At 60.8% G+C, this 17,354-nt stretch carries 15 protein-coding genes; 8 read left to right on the top strand and 7 right to left on the bottom strand.

The features are described 5' to 3' along the window. Window positions 1-58: 58 nt before the first annotated feature. The gene (gene ald / locus BN1128_RS14250; protein ID WP_042869850.1) at window positions 59-1,174 is read right to left on the bottom strand and encodes an alanine dehydrogenase; all 1,116 of its coding nucleotides are present in this window, start codon (window positions 1,172-1,174) and stop codon (window positions 59-61) included. Between the two features lie 150 nt (window positions 1,175-1,324). Here ald and lrp point away from each other — a divergent pair, with 150 nt between their 5' ends. From lrp to miaE, 8 genes are all read left to right on the top strand, one after another. Next, the gene (gene lrp, locus BN1128_RS14255) at window positions 1,325-1,816 is read left to right on the top strand and encodes a leucine-responsive transcriptional regulator Lrp (RefSeq protein WP_005300047.1); all 492 of its coding nucleotides are present in this window, start codon (window positions 1,325-1,327) and stop codon (window positions 1,814-1,816) included. 207 nt (window positions 1,817-2,023) lie between these two features. Beyond that, window positions 2,024-4,546: a DNA translocase FtsK gene (locus BN1128_RS14260; protein ID WP_042869852.1), complete on the top strand. Its 2,523-nt coding sequence runs from the start codon at window positions 2,024-2,026 to the stop codon at window positions 4,544-4,546. 74 nt (window positions 4,547-4,620) lie between these two features. Then, window positions 4,621-5,229, top strand: a complete 609-nt coding sequence (gene lolA, locus BN1128_RS14265; RefSeq protein ID WP_042869896.1) for an outer membrane lipoprotein periplasmic chaperone LolA — start codon at window positions 4,621-4,623, stop codon at window positions 5,227-5,229. A 76-nt stretch (window positions 5,230-5,305) separates the two neighbouring features. Continuing rightward, entirely contained in the window at window positions 5,306-6,643 is a 1,338-nt protein-coding gene (locus tag BN1128_RS14270; RefSeq protein WP_042869855.1) for a replication-associated recombination protein A, read from the top strand. Window positions 6,644-7,030: 387 nt separating this feature from the next. Continuing rightward, window positions 7,031-8,326 (top strand): serine--tRNA ligase, encoded by a 1,296-nt coding sequence (gene serS / locus BN1128_RS14275; protein ID WP_042869857.1) that lies wholly within the window; start codon window positions 7,031-7,033, stop codon window positions 8,324-8,326. A 187-nt stretch (window positions 8,327-8,513) separates the two neighbouring features. Next, a complete protein-coding gene (locus tag BN1128_RS14280; RefSeq protein ID WP_042869859.1) occupies window positions 8,514-9,002 on the top strand; it encodes a CvpA family protein in 489 nt (162 codons plus the stop codon). A gap of 21 nt (window positions 9,003-9,023) precedes the next feature. Beyond that, window positions 9,024-10,544: an amidophosphoribosyltransferase gene (purF, locus tag BN1128_RS14285; protein ID WP_042869861.1), complete on the top strand. Its 1,521-nt coding sequence runs from the start codon at window positions 9,024-9,026 to the stop codon at window positions 10,542-10,544. A 200-nt stretch (window positions 10,545-10,744) separates the two neighbouring features. After that, window positions 10,745-11,503: a tRNA isopentenyl-2-thiomethyl-A-37 hydroxylase MiaE gene (gene miaE, locus BN1128_RS14290; RefSeq protein WP_042869863.1), complete on the top strand. Its 759-nt coding sequence runs from the start codon at window positions 10,745-10,747 to the stop codon at window positions 11,501-11,503. A 158-nt stretch (window positions 11,504-11,661) separates the two neighbouring features. On the opposite strand, the gene BN1128_RS14295 is transcribed toward miaE, so the two are convergent. Genes BN1128_RS14295 through sapA form a run of 6 tightly spaced genes read right to left on the bottom strand, consistent with a single transcriptional unit; the run spans window position 11,662 to window position 17,115 of the window. Further along, window positions 11,662-12,447, bottom strand: a complete 786-nt coding sequence (locus BN1128_RS14295; protein WP_042869865.1) for a peptide ABC transporter ATP-binding protein — start codon at window positions 12,445-12,447, stop codon at window positions 11,662-11,664. 55 nt (window positions 12,448-12,502) lie between these two features. Further along, on the bottom strand, window positions 12,503-13,501 hold the full coding sequence (locus tag BN1128_RS14300; protein ID WP_042869867.1) for a peptide ABC transporter ATP-binding protein: 999 nt from the start codon (window positions 13,499-13,501) through the stop codon (window positions 12,503-12,505). Then, the gene (locus BN1128_RS26455) at window positions 13,501-13,629 is read right to left on the bottom strand and encodes a hypothetical protein (RefSeq protein ID WP_276325067.1); all 129 of its coding nucleotides are present in this window, start codon (window positions 13,627-13,629) and stop codon (window positions 13,501-13,503) included. Before BN1128_RS26455 ends, BN1128_RS14300 begins: the two co-directional genes overlap by 1 nt. Next, the gene (locus tag BN1128_RS14305; RefSeq protein WP_042869869.1) at window positions 13,629-14,522 is read right to left on the bottom strand and encodes an ABC transporter permease subunit; all 894 of its coding nucleotides are present in this window, start codon (window positions 14,520-14,522) and stop codon (window positions 13,629-13,631) included. The genes BN1128_RS26455 and BN1128_RS14305 overlap by 1 nt, the downstream gene beginning before the upstream one ends. A 35-nt stretch (window positions 14,523-14,557) precedes the next feature. After that, the gene (locus BN1128_RS14310; protein ID WP_042869871.1) at window positions 14,558-15,517 is read right to left on the bottom strand and encodes an ABC transporter permease; all 960 of its coding nucleotides are present in this window, start codon (window positions 15,515-15,517) and stop codon (window positions 14,558-14,560) included. A gap of 2 nt (window positions 15,518-15,519) precedes the next feature. After that, window positions 15,520-17,115, bottom strand: coding sequence for an ABC transporter substrate-binding protein SapA (sapA, locus tag BN1128_RS14315; RefSeq protein WP_042869872.1), 1,596 nt, complete (start codon window positions 17,113-17,115; stop codon window positions 15,520-15,522). Between the last annotated feature and the right edge of the window lie 239 nt (window positions 17,116-17,354).

Genomic DNA, 17,354 nt, shown 5'->3' on the forward strand with positions numbered 1-17,354 from the left:
AAAAAACCGCCCATCGCGGGCGGATTCTGACTCATCGGCTCCCCGGGCGGGGCGGCGATCAGTTCAGCAGGGTCAGGGGATCCGTGTAGGCAAGGCCATGAGCCACGGCAACCTCCTTGCAGGTGAGCTTGCCCTCCATCACGTTGAGACCGTGCAGCAGGTTGGGGTCGCTCAGCAGTGCCTGACGATAGCCTTGCTCCGCCAGCTTGATGATGAAGGGGAGGGTGGCGTTGTTGAGGGCCACGGTTGAGGTGCGGGCTACCGCCCCCGGCATGTTGGCGACACAGTAGTGCACCACCTCGTCGACTATGTAGGTGGGATCTTCATGGGTGGTCGGGTGGGAGGTCTCCACGCAGCCGCCCTGATCGATGGCCACATCGACAATGGCAGAACCCGGTTTCATGCGGGCAATGTGGTCACGGCTGACAAGTTTTGGCGCAGTGGCGCCGGGCACCAGCACGCCGCCGATGACCAGATCCGCCGCCAGCAGATGGCGCTCCAGGGTCTCGCGGTTGGAGTAGACCACCTTGGCGGCGCCTTGGAATTCGCTGTCGAGGCGGCGCAGGGTGTCGATATTGTTGTCGAGTATGGTCACATCGGCACGCAGACCAATGGCCATGCGGGCTGCGTTCGAACCCACGACACCACCCCCTATGATCACCACCTTGGCCGGCTCGACCCCGGGTACGCCGCCGAGCAGCATGCCGCTCCCGCCACGGGATTTTTCCAGCGCCTGGGCGCCCGCCTGAATGGACATGCGTCCGGCCACTTCCGACATGGGGGCCAGCAAGGGCAGGCCGCCACGGCCATCGGTGACGGTTTCGTAGGCGATGCAGATGGCTCCGCTCTTGAGCAGCTCCCGGGTCTGGGGCAGATCGGGCGCCAGATGCAGGTAGGTAAAGAGGGTCTGGCCCTGGCGCAGCATGGCGCGTTCGACGGCCTGGGGCTCCTTCACCTTGACGATCATCTCGGCTTTGGCGAAAACCTCTGCGGCGGAGGCCAAAATTTCGGCACCGGCAGCGCGATAATCTGCATCACCGAAGCCAATGCCGTTTCCGGCGCCGCTTTGGACGAAAACAGTATGGTTTCGTGCTGTTAGTTCACGTACACTGGCCGGAACCATGCCTACGCGATATTCATGGTTTTTTATTTCTTTAGGTACACCGATAATCATGCTATCCCTCGTCTATCGATTGGTGTTTTATGTTGCAAAAATGTTAAGCAACATTTGCGCCTAGTATATTCAGGTATTGACAGGATTTGTGACCATAATTATAAAATGACTGGTGATTCTTACCAAAAAATAGCCAAAGGATGGAATAAAATGATGGAAGCTAAGAGTCGGCTAAAGGATTTGGACAGGATTGACCGCAACATTCTGAATGAGCTGCAAAAGGATGGCAGGATTTCGAATGTTGAGTTGTCCAAACGAGTTGGCCTGAGTCCTACACCGTGTCTGGAACGGGTTCGTCGCCTCGAGCGACAAGGTTATATCGAGGGATATGCCGCTATTCTGAACCCTCATTATCTGGACGCGTCTCTGCTGGTGTTCGTGGAAATTACCCTCAATCGCGGTGCGCCGGATGTGTTTGAACAGTTCAACAAGGCTGTTCAGGTGCTTGAAGAGATCCAGGAGTGCCATCTGGTCTCCGGCGATTTCGACTATCTGCTCAAGACCCGCGTCAGCGACATGTCGGCCTATCGTCGCCTGCTGGGGGAAACCCTGCTGCGGCTGCCCGGTGTCAATGACACCCGCACCTACGTGGTGATGGAAGAGGTCAAACAGAGCAGTCGTCTGGTGATCAGCACCCGTTGAGTTGGGTTATGCTGTGGCTTGCCAGGCTAATGACAAGTCACGACAGTCAGAAACGAGCGGCCGGTCCGCTCGTTTCTTCTTATCGTTATCGCGTTGGTTGTGAATATGGCCCAGCCCATCAGGCACTGGCTGACAATCGGTGGGCTTTTCAGGGATACTAGGCCCCCTTATCCCCTGCATTACATGTTTTCAGAAAGGAGCCGGAGTTTGGCCGATAAAAAGCTGTTTACTCCTTTATCAGGTACACAACGGATCTTCGAAGCCGTCTTGATCGCCATCACCCTGATGGCTGCCTATCTCTTGCTTGCCCTGTTGTCCTATCACCCGGCCGATCCCGGTTGGTCCCAGACCTCCTGGCAAGGGGAGGTGAAGAACCTCGCCGGTAGCGCGGGGGCCTGGCTCGCCGACATCACCATGTTCACCTTTGGGGCCTTCTCCTATCTGGTTCCCCCCCTGGTCGTCCTGCTGGGCTGGAGCCTGTTCTGGCGCCCGAGCCGGCTGCTGGACGTGGATTACCTTACCCTGTCGGTACGGATAGTGGGTTTCGTGCTGACCGTGCTCGGCATGTCCGCCATCGCCAGCATGAACTTCAACGACATGCAGAATTTTTCCGCCGGCGGTCTGGTGGGGGATGTGATCTCCTCCGCCGTGGTGCCGCTGTTTGGCGGCGTCGGTGCCAACCTGATGCTGCTCTGCTTCGTGGCCACCGGCATCACACTGTTTACCGGCTGGTCCTGGCTCACCATAGTCGAGCGGATCGGTGCCACCTGCACTGGCTCGGTCAGCGCGGTTTACCACTTCCCCACCACCCTGGGTCGCTGGTTGACCGGCGGCTGGCGCCAGCCCCGTTTTGAGGGACCGGATCCCCTGCTGGAAGGGGGCCTGGGTGCCATCGAGCTGGATGAGGATGAAGAGGACGATCCTCACACCAGCTGGACTCGTAGTCCCAAGGGCAAGACGGGCAAGGGCCAGAAGGCCAAGTCCGATGAGTGGCTGCCCGAGCTCGATGACGATACCTTCCAGTTCGATCCACAGTTTGATGATGAAGACGACGAGCCGGCGCCCGTGGCCAAGCCCAAGCGCGCCGCTGCTGCCACTGCTCGTCGCCAGCCGGCCCTGAGTACGGTCGATGACGAGGATGAAGAGTTCGATCTGCCCTGGGCCGAGGGTGACGATGATGTGGCCGCACCGGTCGCCGTTGCGCCGAGCAAGCCCAAGCGTCGTCCACAGCCAGGCATGGCGCCCTTGCCGAGCCTGGAGCTGCTGGACAGGCCGCCTGCCAAGACCCAGATGATGAGCAAGGACGAGCTGGATCGCATGGGCCGTCTGGTGGAGGCAAAACTCGCCGACTACAACGTGCAGGCCAAGGTGGTCGGTGTCTATCCTGGCCCCGTCATCACCCGTTTCGAACTGGATCTGGCGCCGGGCATGAAGGCGAGCAAGATTACCAACCTGTCGCGGGACTTGGCCCGTTCCCTCTCCGCCAGCAGTGTGCGGGTGGTGGAAGTTATCCCGGGCAAGACCTTCGTTGGTATCGAGCTGCCCAACCGGGTGCGCCAGACTGTCTACCTGCGCGAGACCCTCGACTGCGAGGCCTTCCGTGACAGTCGCAACCCGCTCACCATGGGCCTGGGTCAGGACATAGCCGGCGAGCCAGTGGTGGTGAATCTGGCCAAGATGCCGCACCTGCTGGTGGCCGGTACCACAGGCTCGGGCAAGTCGGTGGGGGTCAACACCATGATCATCTCCATGCTCTACAAGTCATCGCCGGACGATCTGCGCTTCATCATGATCGACCCCAAGATGCTGGAACTCTCGGTCTACGAAGGGATCCCGCACCTGCTGACCGAGGTGGTCACCGACATGAAGGATGCCGCCAACGCCCTGCGCTGGTGCGTGGGTGAGATGGAGCGTCGCTACAAGCTGATGTCGGCGGTCGGGGTGCGCAACCTCAAGGGCTACAACGACAAGGTGTTGGCCGCAGCAGCAGAGGGAGAACCGATGCGTGATCCCCTCTGGCGCCCGGGTGACTCCATGGATCAGATGCCGCCCGAGCTGGAAAAGCTGCCCCACATAGTGGTGGTGGTGGACGAATTTGCCGACATGATGATGATTGTCGGCAAGAAGGTGGAAGAGCTGATCGCCCGGATCGCCCAGAAGGCGCGGGCCGCCGGTATTCACCTCATTCTGGCGACCCAGCGTCCTTCGGTGGACGTGATCACCGGCCTCATCAAGGCCAACATTCCGACCCGCATCTCGTTCCAGGTATCGAGCAAGATCGACTCGCGCACCATTCTGGATCAGGGCGGTGCCGAATCCCTGCTTGGCATGGGCGACATGCTCTACATGCCGGCCGGTACCTCCAACCCCACCCGTGTCCATGGCGCCTTCGTCGATGACCACGAGGTGCACAAGGTGGTGGCGGACTGGAAACTGCGCGGCGAGCCGAACTACATAGAGGAGATCCTCTCCGGCGAGTCGGGCGGCGAGGGTGGCAGCGGCGAATTTGGCGGGGGCGGCGATGAAGAGCTCGACCCTCTGTTCGACGAGGCGGTGGCCTTCGTGGTGGAGTCCCGCCGTGGTTCCACTTCCAGCGTGCAGCGCAAGTTCAAGATTGGTTACAACCGGGCCGCTCGTCTCATCGAGCAGATGGAAAACCAGGGCATCGTCAGCAGCCCGGGTGGCAATGGTCAGCGCGACGTGCTGGCACCGCCACCGGTACGAGACTAAGCCTCATCCCACTATCCTGGCCATGCCCTCTGCGGGCGTGGCCTTTTATCGAGATCGTCGTTATGAAAAGCATGATGAAAAAACAACTGTTGATGGGAACCGTGCTGCTGGTCGCCAGCAGCCAGGTGTGGGCCGATGCGGCCAGCGACCTCAAGCAGAAGCTGGCGGGCGTGGGCCTCTTCTCCGCCAAATTTGCCCAGACCGTCTATGACAGCAAGGGCAAGGAGCTGCAGAAGGCTGGCGGCGACCTGCTGGTGCAGCGCCCCAATCGCTTCAACTGGCACACCACCTCACCGGACGAGAGCCTGATCGTGGCCGATGGCAAGGACGTCTGGGTCTACGATCCTTTCGTCGAGCAGGTGACCGCACTCAAACTCAAGGATGCGGTGCTCAACACCCCCTTCATCCTGATCGCCGGTAACGACGACAAGTTCTGGAAAAACTACGACGTGACTCAGCAAGGGGACGTCTACACAGTCACCAGCCGCAACAAGGATGAGCTGATCGCCTCCTTCCGCGTCACCTTCGATCGTGATAACAACATCAGCCGCTTCGATGTGAAAGAGGCCCAGGGGCAGTGGAGCGAGTTCACCCTGAGCCAGTTCAATCGCAAGCCGGCGCTCAAGGGCAATGAGTTTGCCTTCAAGATCCCGAAGGGGGTCGAGCTGGACGACCAGCGCTGATGAGCAATCTCTCTTTGGATTTATCGTCGAACCGTCTTCCACTGGCGATCGACGTAGTACGGGACGGTCACCGCAGATGAGCAACTTGTCGCTGGATTTCTCGTCGGATTTTCGCCCGCTGGCGGCCCGGATGCGGCCGCAAAACCTCGACCAGTACATAGGTCAGCAGCATATCCTGGGGCCTGACAAGCCCCTGCGCAAAGCCATACTGGCCGGTCACTGCCACTCGATGATTTTGTGGGGCCCGCCTGGTACCGGCAAGACCACGCTGGCGGAGCTGATGGCTCACTACTGTCAGGCGGAAGTGGAGCGGCTCTCGGCGGTCACCTCCGGCATCAAGGAGATCCGCGCCGCCATCGACAAGGCGAAGGAGAACAGCTGGCGCGGGGTGCGCACCATACTGTTCGTGGATGAAGTGCACCGCTTCAACAAGAGCCAGCAGGATGTGTTCCTGCCCCACATCGAAGACGGCACCATCACCTTTATCGGTGCTACCACTGAAAACCCCTCGTTCGAACTCAACAACGCACTGCTCTCCCGAGCCCGGGTCTATCTGCTCAAGCGGCTGGAAGAAGACGACATACTCGCCATGCTCGAGCAGGCGATGCAGGATCCGCGCGGTCTCAATGATCCGACCCTGACTTTTGCCCCCGGGGTGAAGGAGGCGCTGGCCAAGGCGGTGGATGGGGACGGGCGCAAGTCCCTCAACTATCTGGAGCTGCTGGCCGACATGGCCGAGACCAATGGCGAAGGGAAGAGAGTGATCGACAGCGCTCTGCTCGCCGCCGTAGTGGGGGAGCACGTGGCACGTTTTGACAAGGGCGGCGATCACTTCTACGACCTCATCTCGGCGGTACACAAGTCGATTCGCGGCTCTGCCCCCGATGCGGCACTCTACTGGTACGCCCGCATGGTGAGCGCCGGCTGCGATCCCTTGTATATCGCCCGCCGCTTGCTGGCCATCGCCTCGGAAGACGTGGGCAATGCCGATCCGCGGGCCATGCAGGTGGCGCTGTCGGCCTGGGATTGCTTTCATCGCATCGGCCCGGCTGAAGGGGAGCGCGCCATCGCCCAGGCCATCGTTTATCTTGCCTGCGCCCCCAAGAGCAATGCGGTCTACACCGCCTGGAAGGCGGCGCTCAACGATGCCAAAAATCTGCCCGACTTCGAGGTGCCACCGCACCTGCGCAATGCCCCCACCAAGCTGATGAGCGAGCTGGGCTATGGCGCCGAGTATCGCTATGCCCACGACGAACCGGGCGCCTATGCCGCCGGCGAGGCGTATTTGCCGCCGGAGTTGGCGGGCAAGCAGTACTACCAGCCCACTGATCGCGGTCTTGAGAAGCAGATAGCCCAGAAGCTCGACTATTTGCATGAGCTGGACCGGCAGAGCCCGCAACAAAGGGGCAAGTAGCAGGCCGTCGCCTGAGCCCTCGACCAGCCCTGTCGGCAGACCCGTGGCCCCTGAGTGCACTTGTTCAAATGAGGCAGTTCAGCTACCGGTTTGCCGCTGTGGTCAGGAATGGGGCGTGAGGGAGGATCCCGAGCCTTGTCGGCCAGCAAGGTCCGTGAAAACGACACAAATAGTCCCTGTTCGGGCGGGGGGGCGGTCTGATACACTGGCCCTCTGACCCCGCTTGTCTCGGCCTTGCGCCATCTTCTTGATTTCGAAGGCCTGTTTTTGAAGGCTCGATCCTGAAGACGATAGGGGTGCGCCAACCGATGTTAACTTCCGGATCTGTTCTCTCGCCCGGTCATGATGACCCAGGCCCAGATCCCATTTTAAAAAAGTAGGTAAACCATGCTGGATCCCAAATATCTGCGTAGCGAGATTGACGAAGCTGCTGCTCGTCTGGCGACACGTGGCTACGTTCTGGACGTAGCGGCTGTCAATGCTCTGGAAGAGAAACGCAAGGATCTGCAGTCCCGTACCCAGGAGCTGCAGGCCGAGCGCAACGCCCGCTCCAAGTCCATCGGTGAGGCTGCCCGTCGTGGTGAAGATGTGGCTCCGCTCAAGGCCGAGGTGACCAAGATCAACGACGAGCTGGAGACCAGCAAGGTCGAGCTGGATGCCCTGCTGGCCCAGTTGAAAGCCATATCCGACGCCATCCCCAACCTGCCGAGCGAGACCACGCCGGTGGGGCGCGACGAGAACGACAACGTGGAAGTGCGCCGTTGGGGTACCCCACGTCAGTTCACTTTCCCGGTTCGCGATCACATCGATCTGGGTGAAGCGGCCAAGGGCGTTGACTTCAAGAACGGCGTCAAGCTGTCCGGTGCCCGCTTCGTGGTGATGAAGGGCCAGATTGCCCGCCTGCACCGCGCCCTGGCGCAGTTCATGCTGGACCTGCACACCCTGCAGCACGGTTACACCGAGTGCTACGTGCCTTATCTGGTGAACCCGGACAGCCTGTACGGTACCGGCCAGCTGCCCAAGTTCTCCCAGGACCTGTTCAATACCGGGATTGAGGGCGAAGGGGAAGACGAGGGCAAGATGCGCAAGTTCTCCCTGATCCCGACCTCCGAAGTGCCGCTCACCAACATGGCCCGCGACGAGATCTTCGATGAGCAGGAGCTGCCCATCAAGATGACGGCCCACAGCCCTTGCTTCCGTTCCGAAGCCGGTTCTTATGGCCGTGACACCCGCGGTCTCATCCGCATGCACCAGTTCGACAAGGTCGAGATGGTGCAGCTGGTTCACCCGGAAAAATCCTGGGAAGCGCTGGAAGAGATGGCCGGTCACGCCGAGAAAGTGCTGCAACTGCTGGAGCTGCCGTATCGCGTGATGGCGCTGGCCACCGGTGACATGGGCTTCTGCGCCGCCAAGACCTACGATCTGGAAGTGTGGCTGCCGGCTCAGAACACTTACCGCGAGATCTCCTCCGTCTCCAACTGCACCGATTTCCAGGCGCGCCGCATGCAGGCTCGCGTGCGTATCGACGGCAAGCCCCAGCTGCTGCACACCCTGAACGGCTCCGGCCTGGCAGTGGGTCGCACCCTGGTAGCCGTGATGGAGAACTACCAGCAGGAAGATGGCCGCATCGCCATCCCGGCTGCGTTGCAATCCTACATGGGTGGCCTGACCCACATAGGTTAAGCACACGCGCATGAACACAACGCCATGGCCATGCCATGGCGTTGTGCGTTTGGGCGCCAAATCTTCGCGTTGGCGCCAAAAAAAGCGTTTCATTCGACCCCTTGTCGAACATTTAACACATTTTTATCAAGCATTGCGCAATCGTTTTTGTTAGACTGCGCCGCAATTTCGCAGGACACTTTTTCCTATGGTCTGGATTGATTACGCCATCATCGGCATCGTCGGTTTCTCCGCCCTCATCAGCCTGGTGCGCGGCTTCGTCAAGGAAGCCATGTCGCTCGTCACCTGGTTTATCGCCTTCTTCATCGCCAGCCATTTCTATCCCGATCTCGCCATCTACTTCACCTCGTTCAGCGACCCTCTGGTGCGCAACGGCCTGGCCATCGCCGCCTTGTTCGTGGCGACCCTGATCCTGGGCGGCGTGGTGAACTACGTGGTGGGTCTGCTGGTGGAAAAGACCGGCCTGTCAGGAACGGATCGGGTGCTCGGCATCTGTTTCGGCGCCATTCGCGGGGTACTGATCGTCAGTGCCCTGCTGTTTTTTATGGATACCTTCACCAGCCTCTCCCAGAGCGACTGGTGGGTGGCGTCCAAACTGGTTCCCGAGTTCAAACCGGTGATCCAGTGGTTTTTCGGGTTCATGCTGAACTCGTCCAGTTTTCTTAAACAGGTATAGTGACTTCGAGGTAGCAAAGACATGTGTGGTATTGTCGGTATAGTTGGCACCACCCCCGTCAATCAGGCCCTCTACGACGCCTTGACGGTGTTGCAGCACAGGGGACAGGATGCCGCCGGGATCGTGACCATAGAGAGTGGAAACTTCCGGCAACGCAAGGCCAACGGCCTGGTGAAGGACGTGTTTGAAGTGCGCCACATGCAGCGTCTGCAAGGGAACATCGGCATAGGTCATGTCCGATATCCCACCGCAGGTAGCTCAAGTGCCGCTGAAGCCCAACCTTTTTACGTGAACTCGCCCTACGGCATGGTGCTGGCCCATAACGGCAACCTTACCAATGCCAAGGAACTCAAGGAGCAGCAGTTCAAGGTAGCCCGGCGCCACATCAACACCACCTCCGATTCGGAAGTGCTGCTGAACGTGCTGGCCCACGAACTGGATCTGTGCGACAAGATGGCGCTGCGGCCGGAGGATATCTTCTCTGCGGTGCGCAAGGTGCACCAGCAGATCCGCGGTGCCTATGCAGTGGTCTCCTTGGTGATCGGTCATGGCCTTATCGGCTTTCGCGATCCCAACGGCATTCGTCCGCTGATCCTGGGTCGTCGGGCCGATGAGCAGGGCCAGGTGGAGTACATGCTCGCCTCCGAGAGCGTGGCGCTGGACGCCATAGGTTTCGAGACGGTGCGTGACGTCGCCCCCGGTGAAGCCATCTACATCACAGAGCAGGGCCAGCTCTTCTCCGAGCAGTGTGCGGAAAACCCGCAGATGAGCTCCTGCATCTTCGAATACGTCTACTTCGCCCGTCCTGACTCGTGCATCGACAAGGTCTCCGTCTACGCCGCCCGCCTCAACATGGGTCGCAAGCTGGGCCGGAAAATTGCCCGCGAGTGGGAAGACCTCGACGTGGATGTGGTCATCCCCATCCCGGAGACCTCCTGTGACGTGGCGCTGGAGATAGCCCATACCCTCGACCTGCCTTACCGTCAGGGCTTCGTGAAGAACCGCTACATAGGCCGTACCTTCATCATGCCGGGTCAGACCCAGCGCAAGAAGTCGGTGCGTCGCAAGCTCAATGCCATCAGCTCCGAATTCAAGGGCAAGAAGGTGTTGCTGGTGGATGACTCCATCGTACGTGGCACCACCTCGGAGCAGATCATCCAGATGGCCCGTGAGGCAGGGGCGGCCAAGGTCTACTTCGCCTCGGCGGCACCGGAGATCCGCTTCCCCAACGTCTACGGTATCGACATGCCCACCGCCAACGAGCTGATCGCCCACGGTCGGGAAGTGGAAGAGGTGTGCAAGCTGATCGGTGCCGATGGCCTGATTTTCCAGGATCTGGAAGATCTGGAAGAGGCGGTGCGGGAGATCAACCCCGAGCTGCGTCACTTCGAGACCTCGGTGTTCAACGGTCACTACGTCACCTCCGACGTGGATCAATCCTATCTGGACCACCTCAACGCCCTGCGCAGCGATGACAACAAGGCGGTACGTGAGTGGCAGGAAGGCACCAGCAATCTGGAAATTTTTAACGAAGGCAGTTAAACGTTTTCGCTTGATATGACAGATATGAGATGGGGGCCCCGGCCCCCATTGTCGTATGCGGGCGGTGGGGCAGGGCTGTTATCTGCTTTAAAAATAATCACTTATACCGCCAGGTGTGGGCAGTGGCGGCGGGATCCGCTAGCATGGGCAGCCGCGTGCCAATCGCGCCGCCGTATCAACCAGAACAGATGAGAATTCAGATGGATGACCTGCTAGCCCCCGTGCGCCAGTTTTTGCAGTGTGAGACCCCGGATGCGTGGGTCGAGATGGCGCGGGATCCCGCCTGGTTGCCGACCCTGCTCATCGATCACGCCAACTGCGAGAACAAGGCTGCGCTCACCGCCCACAGCCTGGTGCGGCGCTACTGCCTGCCCAAGGGCAAGCGCCATCTGTTGCCCAAGCTGGAGTTTTATCGGGAGCTGGATGCCATCCCGGAGAAGGCCGAGATCCTGGGCAAGCGCAGCATGGGGGAGTCCGATCGCACCGTGTTTGAGGAGCTGGCCCGCAACCCGCTGCTGTTTCCCATGGTGCGGCTCATCCAGGAGGAGCTGCATCACTTCGAGCAGGTACTGGAACTGATGGCCGCGCGCGGCATTCCCTATGGCCCCGTGACCGCCTCCCGCTATGCCCGCAACCTGATGCAGCATGTACGCACCCACGAGCCAGCCACCCTGGTCGACAAGCTGATCATCGGTGCCTACATAGAAGCGCGCTCCTGCGAGCGCTTTGCCAAGCTGGCGCCCCATCTGGACGAGGAGCTGGGTCGCTTCTATGTTTCCCTGCTGCGCTCCGAGGCGCGCCACTACCAGGACTATCTGGCGCTGGCCGAGCAATACGCGGGGGAGGATATCAGCGAGCGAGTGGCTTATTTTGGCAAACTCGAAGCCGAGCTTGTCTGCTCGCCGGATCCGCAGTTCAGGTTCCATAGCGGGCTGCCTGTCAGATCTGACAGTTGTTGACGCAAGAGGCACTGCCTACCATGGCCATGTTCCTACTACGAGCGACGCATTCACTTTTTGAGCGCAATTCCCGGCCACTGAGCCGGGATTTTTTTAGGCTTTTTCAAGCAGATGACGAAGAGGGGTGGCCGGTGCCGGGGTCGGCACCGGCCCGAGGATCAGCGGCGGTATTCGTTGTTGTAATTCTGGATCAGGCGGCGAGTCACCTCGTGCTGGGGATCGGCAAACACCTTGAGGGTCTTGCCACGCTCCACCACCCGCCCTTCGTGCATCACCAGCACCTCGTCACTGATGTGGCTCACCACCCCCAGATCGTTGGCCACCAGCACATAGCTCAGCCCCATGGTCTCCTGCATCTCCAGCAGCAGGTTGATGATCTGGGAGCGCACCGAGATGTCCAGGGTGGAGAGTGCCTCGTCGGCTACCACTATCTTGGGGTTGAGAATGAGCGCGCGGGCCAGCGCCACCCGCTGCTGCTGACCGGCGGAGAGCATCTGCGGATAGAAGAGGGCGTGATCCGGCAGCATGCCCACCATGCGCAGGGTCTGCACCACTTTGTCGTGACGCTCCTCCTCGCTCATCTCGGTGTTGAGCCGCAGCGGGGTCTCCAGGATCTGGCCGACCCGGATCTTGCGATTGAGGGAGGAGTTTGGGTCCTGGAAGATCATCCGCAGCAGCTTGCAGCGGGTCTGATAGTCGCCGTGGACCAGGGTCTGACCTTCGATGGCGATGTCGCCGGCGGTGGGTTCTATCATGCCCGCCAGGATCCGCGCCAGCGTGCTCTTGCCGGAGCCGGCCTCGCCGACGATGGCCAGGGTCTGGCCGACCTCGAGGTCAAACGAGAGCGGCTTGATGGCTTCGACCGCCTGACGCCGAAACAGGCCGGTGCGGTTCTGATAGGTCTTGCTAAGGCCTCTGACCTGCAGCAGGGAGGGTTCGATCACTGTCCTGGCTCCTTGGTGGCAGAGCATGCGGCCACGGGCTGATAACGTCTTGGATTCATTTCTTCGGCTCTTCCATGTTCAGCGGGAAGTGGCAGCTGAACTGGTGACCCTTGATCTTGCTCATCAACGGCGTCTGTACGCACTGTTTCTGGGCATAGGGGCAGCGGGGACCGAGCCGGCAACCTATGGGCAGGTGCTGCAGCGGCGGTATCACCCCGGGCAGGGTCTCGAGCCGCGACTTGTGGCGTACCAGCTTGTCAAAGTCGGGAATGGACTTGAGCAGGGCATCGGTATAGGGATGATGGGGCGAGGTCAGGATCTGCTCCCGAGTGCCCACCTCCACCATCTGGCCGCAGTACATCACGTTGATGGTGTCGGTCAGGTTGGCGATGGCTGCTATGTCGTTGCTGATGATGAGAATGGTGGTGTTGCCAAGCTTGTTCATCTTGTCCAGCAGCCGCAGGATCTGGGAGTGGGTGGTGGACTCCATGGCGCTGGTGGGCTCATCGGCCACCAGCAGACGTGGCTTGTTGGCAATGGCCATGGCGATCATCACCTTCTGGCACATGCCGTCCGACAGCTCGTGGGGATAGGCGCGCATTACCTTGCGGTGATCCTTGACGCCGACTCGATGCAGCAGGGCGATGGCCTTCTTCTTGCGCCACTGGAAGCGCTGCCAGAACTGGCCCTCGAACGAATCGGTCGGGATCGCCTCTTCCAGCTGGGTTCCTATCTCTTCGGAAGGGTCCAGACAGCTGATGGGGTCCTGGAAGATCATGGCGATCTCGCGGCCCATGATCCGGCGTCGCTCCTTGGGGGCCATGGTCAGCAGATCCATGTCGTTGAAGCGCATCCGGTCGGCACGCACCGTCCAGTTGTCCTTCTGGATGCCGACGATCACCTTGGCCACAAGGCTCTTGCCGGAGCCCGACTCACCCACCAGGCCGCGGATCTCCCCCTCGGTCAGGGTCAGGCTCACCCTGTCCACCGCCTTGACCTTGCCCTGGGGGGTGTCGATCTCGATGGTGAGGTTGCGAATATCGAGCAAGGGCATTAATCATTCCCCTCTTTGAGTGCTTCGCGAATGCCTTCACCAGCCAAAGACTGGTTGACCCGCACGTCGTACAGGAACGGACAGGGGCCAAAGGTGAACATGTCTATCTTGGGCAGAGAGCGCTGCATCAGTCGTTTCCCTCTTTGAGTGCTTCGCGAATACCTTCACCCACTAAATTGGTGACCAGCACGCTGAACAGAATGGCCATGCCTGGCAGGGTCACTGTCCAGGGGGCGAGATAGATGAGATCGCTCGAATCGGCCAGCATGGCGCCCCATTCCGGCTGGGGCGACTGGGCGCCGAGGCCGAGAAAACCCACCGCCGAGATATCGAGAATGGCCGCCGACAGGGTGCGGGTGGTCTGGGCGACCAGGGTCTCCACTATGTTCGGCAAAATGGCCAGACGCATGATCCGCAGCGGCGGCGAACCATCGAGGCGGCTGGCGATGATGTACTCCTTCTGCATCTCGGTATGGACCGCGTTGTAGGTCGCCCGGATGAAGGGAGGGATCAGCGCCAGCGTGATGGCGATCAGGGTATTGAACAGGCCCGGTCCCAGGATGGCAACCATGATGATGGCCAGCAACAGGGAGGGGATGGAGAGCAGGGTATCGAGCAGGTGGTGCAGTACGCTCGATTTCAGCCCCTTGCTCATACCGCCTAGGATGCCGATGGCGGTGCCGGCCACCATGGCGATCATCACCACCAGCAGGGCGTTGCCGAAGGTGAGCCGTGCCCCTGCCACCAGACGGGAGAGAATATCGCGGCCCAGATCGTCGGTGCCGAGGAAGTAGTCTATGTTGCCGCTGTTGGCCCAGGAGGGGGCCAGCAGCAGACGGCTGCTGTGCTGCTCGTCGATACCGTAGGGCACCACCAGCGGGCCGAACAGGGTAATGAGCAGCAGGATCACGAAGCACCAGAGTCCGCCCATGGCCAGCGGATTGCGGCGATAGGAGGCCCAGGTCTGCTCCAGCGGGGAGAGGATCTTGAGCTCGGGGTAGAGGTTATTCTTGTCTTGCATAGGATTCCTGGCTCCAGGTCATGCCATGAGCACGTTCAGTCTTGTTTTGCATAGAGTTCTTTGCGCCGCGCCGGATAGATGAGGGTGGTGAGCAGCTCGGTGCTGACGCTGATGAAGATGACGAAGCCGGCGACCACCAGGGTGGCGCCCCGGATGGCGGCGTAGTCCTGCAGGGCAATGCTGTTGATGAGCCAGCGGCCGATCCCGTGCCACTCGAATACCACCTCGGTGATCATGGCGGAGGTGAGCACGCTGCCCAGCTGCAGGCCGAGCAGCGGCAGTACCGGCGGTAGGGCGTTCTTGAGGCCATGGCGCCAGACGATCTGGCGGCGGGAGAGGCCACGGCTCGCCGCCGCCTTGATGTAGTTCTGCTTCATCACGTCGATCAGCGAACTGCGCACGTGGCGGATCACCTCTGTGGTGGGCACCACCGCCAGTACCAGCGAGGGCAGGATCAGATGGCGCAGGGCATCGTGCAGCGCAGCCTGGCGCCAAGGCTCGTGGCTCATCAGCACGTCGAACACGGCTATGCCGGTGATGGAGGGCACGTCATAGAGCAGGCTGATCTGACCAGAGGCGGGCAGCCAGCCCAGATCCAGCGAGAAGAACATCACCACCAGCAGCGCCAGCCAGAAGACGGGCACCGCGTAGCCGATGAGGCCGGCGGTCATGATGGAGAGATCCAGCGGCTTGCCTTGATAGAGCGCCGCCAGGGTGCCGAGCGGAATGCCCACCAGCAGCGAGATGGCAAAGGCTGCCATGCAGAGGATCAGGGTGGCCGGGAAGTAGTGACGGATCTCCTCCAGCACCGGCAGGCCTGAGACGCTGGAGAGCCCCAGATCCCCATCCATAATGCGGCGCAGGAAGTCGGGATAACCGCTCCAGAAGCTGGCCTGCTGGCCGATGAGGCGAAAGTCCAGCAGATAGGCGACGAAAGTCAGCGCCAGCAGGGTAATGAGCAGCAGGTTGATGCGACGCAGTATATAGAGAAACATGCTTACTCCCTGTGGGCTTGGTTGAAGACGGTGCCGCCAAAGGGCATCAGGGAGAGCCCCTGAATGTCGCTGCGACTGACCTGGGTGCGCAGTGCATGGGCCAGCGGGATGAGCGGCACCTGCTCGTTGAGCAGGGTCTGGGCGTAATAGTAGTTGCGCAGCCGGAACGCCAGCTGGGGCGTGGTGACCGCATCGTCCAGCAGTTGATCGAAGGCCGGGCTGCACCAGCGGCTGTAGTTGTTGCCGCGCTCGACGGCGGCGCAGCTCAGCAGCTGGCGAAAGAAGTTGTCCGGATCGGCGTTGTCGGCAATCCAGCCAGAGAGCAGGCTGTCATATTGGCCGTGGGCGAGGCGGGCCTCGATGACGGGCCACTCCTGCTGCACGATCTTTAGCTTGATGCCTATCCTGGCCAGATCGTTTCGCATCAGCTGGGCTGTCTTGAGGGCATCCGGGTTGTAGGGGCGTGAGCCCGGCTGTACCAGCACTTGCATCTCGAACCCCTGTTCGAGCCCCGCCTCCTTGAGCAGCTGGCGCGCCCGCTTCAGGTCAGGCTGGCGCATCGGCAGGGAGGGGTTGTAGCCCCAGGAGAGGGGCGGCAGCAGGCTGTTGGCGGCCTGGCCCGTCTCGAAATAGACCGCCTGCAACAGGTTGTCTATGTTGATGGCACTGGCGATGGCCTGACGCACCTGTACCTTGTTGAACGGTGGCTTGCGAGTATTGAGGGCCAGGAAGGCGACGTTCATGCCGGACTGCACCGACAGGCTGAGATCCGGATCCGTGTCGATCACCGACAGCTGGCTGGCGGACGGGGTGCTCATCACATCGCACTCGCCGGTCAGCAGTTTGGCGAGCCGCTTGGAGGACTTGGGGGTGATGTCGTAGATGAGCTGCTCTATCTTGGCCTCGCCGCCCCAGTAACCGGGATGGCGCAAGTAGCGCACATATTCGTTGTGGCGATACTCCTTGAAGCTGAACGGCCCGGTGCCGATGGGACGGCTGTCGAGCAGGGCCGGGGTGCCTGCTTTTTGCATCTGATCGGCGTATTCGGCGGAGAGCACGATGGCGTAGTCGCTGGCCAGGGTGGCGAGGAAGGAGGCATCCGGTCGATTCAGCTCGAACACCACCTGCTCGGGCCCCTTCTTGTAGACCCGCTTGATCAGCTGATCCAGCCCCAGGCTGTAGAAATAGGGATATACGCCGCCGGAGACGTCGTGATAGGGGTGCTGCTTGTCCAGCAGGCGCTGCCAGGTGAACAGCACGTCGTCGGCGTTGAAGGTGCGCGAGGGGTTGAACCAGGAGGTGTGATGGAAGGTGACGCCCTTGCGCAGGGTCAAGGTGTAGAAGAGGCCATCCTCGCTCAGGGTCCAGCGGGTGGCGAGTCCCCCCTCCAGCGCCAGCGTGTTGGGGTTCACCTCCAGCAGGCGATCGTAGAGCGGGCGAGAGCTGGCATCCAGGGTCACCCCTGAGTTCGACACCTGGGGATTGAAGGTCTGGGGCGAGCCTTCCGCACAATAGATGAGACCCGTCCTGGAGGCGTCGTCCTGTTTCTGACAACCGGTAACCAGCACCAGCAATCCAAGCAGCAAGGGTTTGAACATTCTCATTGTAGAACCATGTTTTTATACGAATGTGCCAGCGCCAAGGCTGGCGAGTTGCGGGAGTCGGCCTGAACCTGGCTGCCCCGGGTATTAATCTGCATCGTTGTCACTGTCCAGCAACCTGTATTGGCGCAGCCTGCCGCGAAACGGGCGATAGCGCAGGCCGGCACCTGAGCCGGCATCAGCCTGAACCTGGCTGCCCCGGGTATTAATCTGCATCGTTGTCACTGTCCAGCAAC

It is taken from the genome of Aeromonas piscicola, from assembly GCF_000820005.1.
Classification (GTDB): Bacteria; Pseudomonadota; Gammaproteobacteria; order Enterobacterales; family Aeromonadaceae; genus Aeromonas; species Aeromonas piscicola.

Coding starts and splice junctions, on each gene's coding strand:
- sapA (WP_042869872.1), bottom strand. CDS start 17,115: ATGTTCAAACCCTTGCTGCTTGGATTGCTGGTGCTGGTTACCGGTTGT.
- lrp (WP_005300047.1), top strand. CDS start 1,325: ATGATGGAAGCTAAGAGTCGGCTAAAGGATTTGGACAGGATTGACCGC.
- miaE (WP_042869863.1), top strand. CDS start 10,745: ATGGATGACCTGCTAGCCCCCGTGCGCCAGTTTTTGCAGTGTGAGACC.
- BN1128_RS14310 (WP_042869871.1), bottom strand. CDS start 15,517: ATGTTTCTCTATATACTGCGTCGCATCAACCTGCTGCTCATTACCCTG.
- BN1128_RS14280 (WP_042869859.1), top strand. CDS start 8,514: ATGGTCTGGATTGATTACGCCATCATCGGCATCGTCGGTTTCTCCGCC.
- BN1128_RS14300 (WP_042869867.1), bottom strand. CDS start 13,501: ATGCCCTTGCTCGATATTCGCAACCTCACCATCGAGATCGACACCCCC.
- lolA (WP_042869896.1), top strand. CDS start 4,621: ATGAAAAAACAACTGTTGATGGGAACCGTGCTGCTGGTCGCCAGCAGC.
- purF (WP_042869861.1), top strand. CDS start 9,024: ATGTGTGGTATTGTCGGTATAGTTGGCACCACCCCCGTCAATCAGGCC.
- BN1128_RS14270 (WP_042869855.1), top strand. CDS start 5,306: ATGAGCAACTTGTCGCTGGATTTCTCGTCGGATTTTCGCCCGCTGGCG.
- serS (WP_042869857.1), top strand. CDS start 7,031: ATGCTGGATCCCAAATATCTGCGTAGCGAGATTGACGAAGCTGCTGCT.
- BN1128_RS26455 (WP_276325067.1), bottom strand. CDS start 13,629: ATGCAGCGCTCTCTGCCCAAGATAGACATGTTCACCTTTGGCCCCTGT.
- BN1128_RS14305 (WP_042869869.1), bottom strand. CDS start 14,522: ATGCAAGACAAGAATAACCTCTACCCCGAGCTCAAGATCCTCTCCCCG.
- ald (WP_042869850.1), bottom strand. CDS start 1,174: ATGATTATCGGTGTACCTAAAGAAATAAAAAACCATGAATATCGCGTA.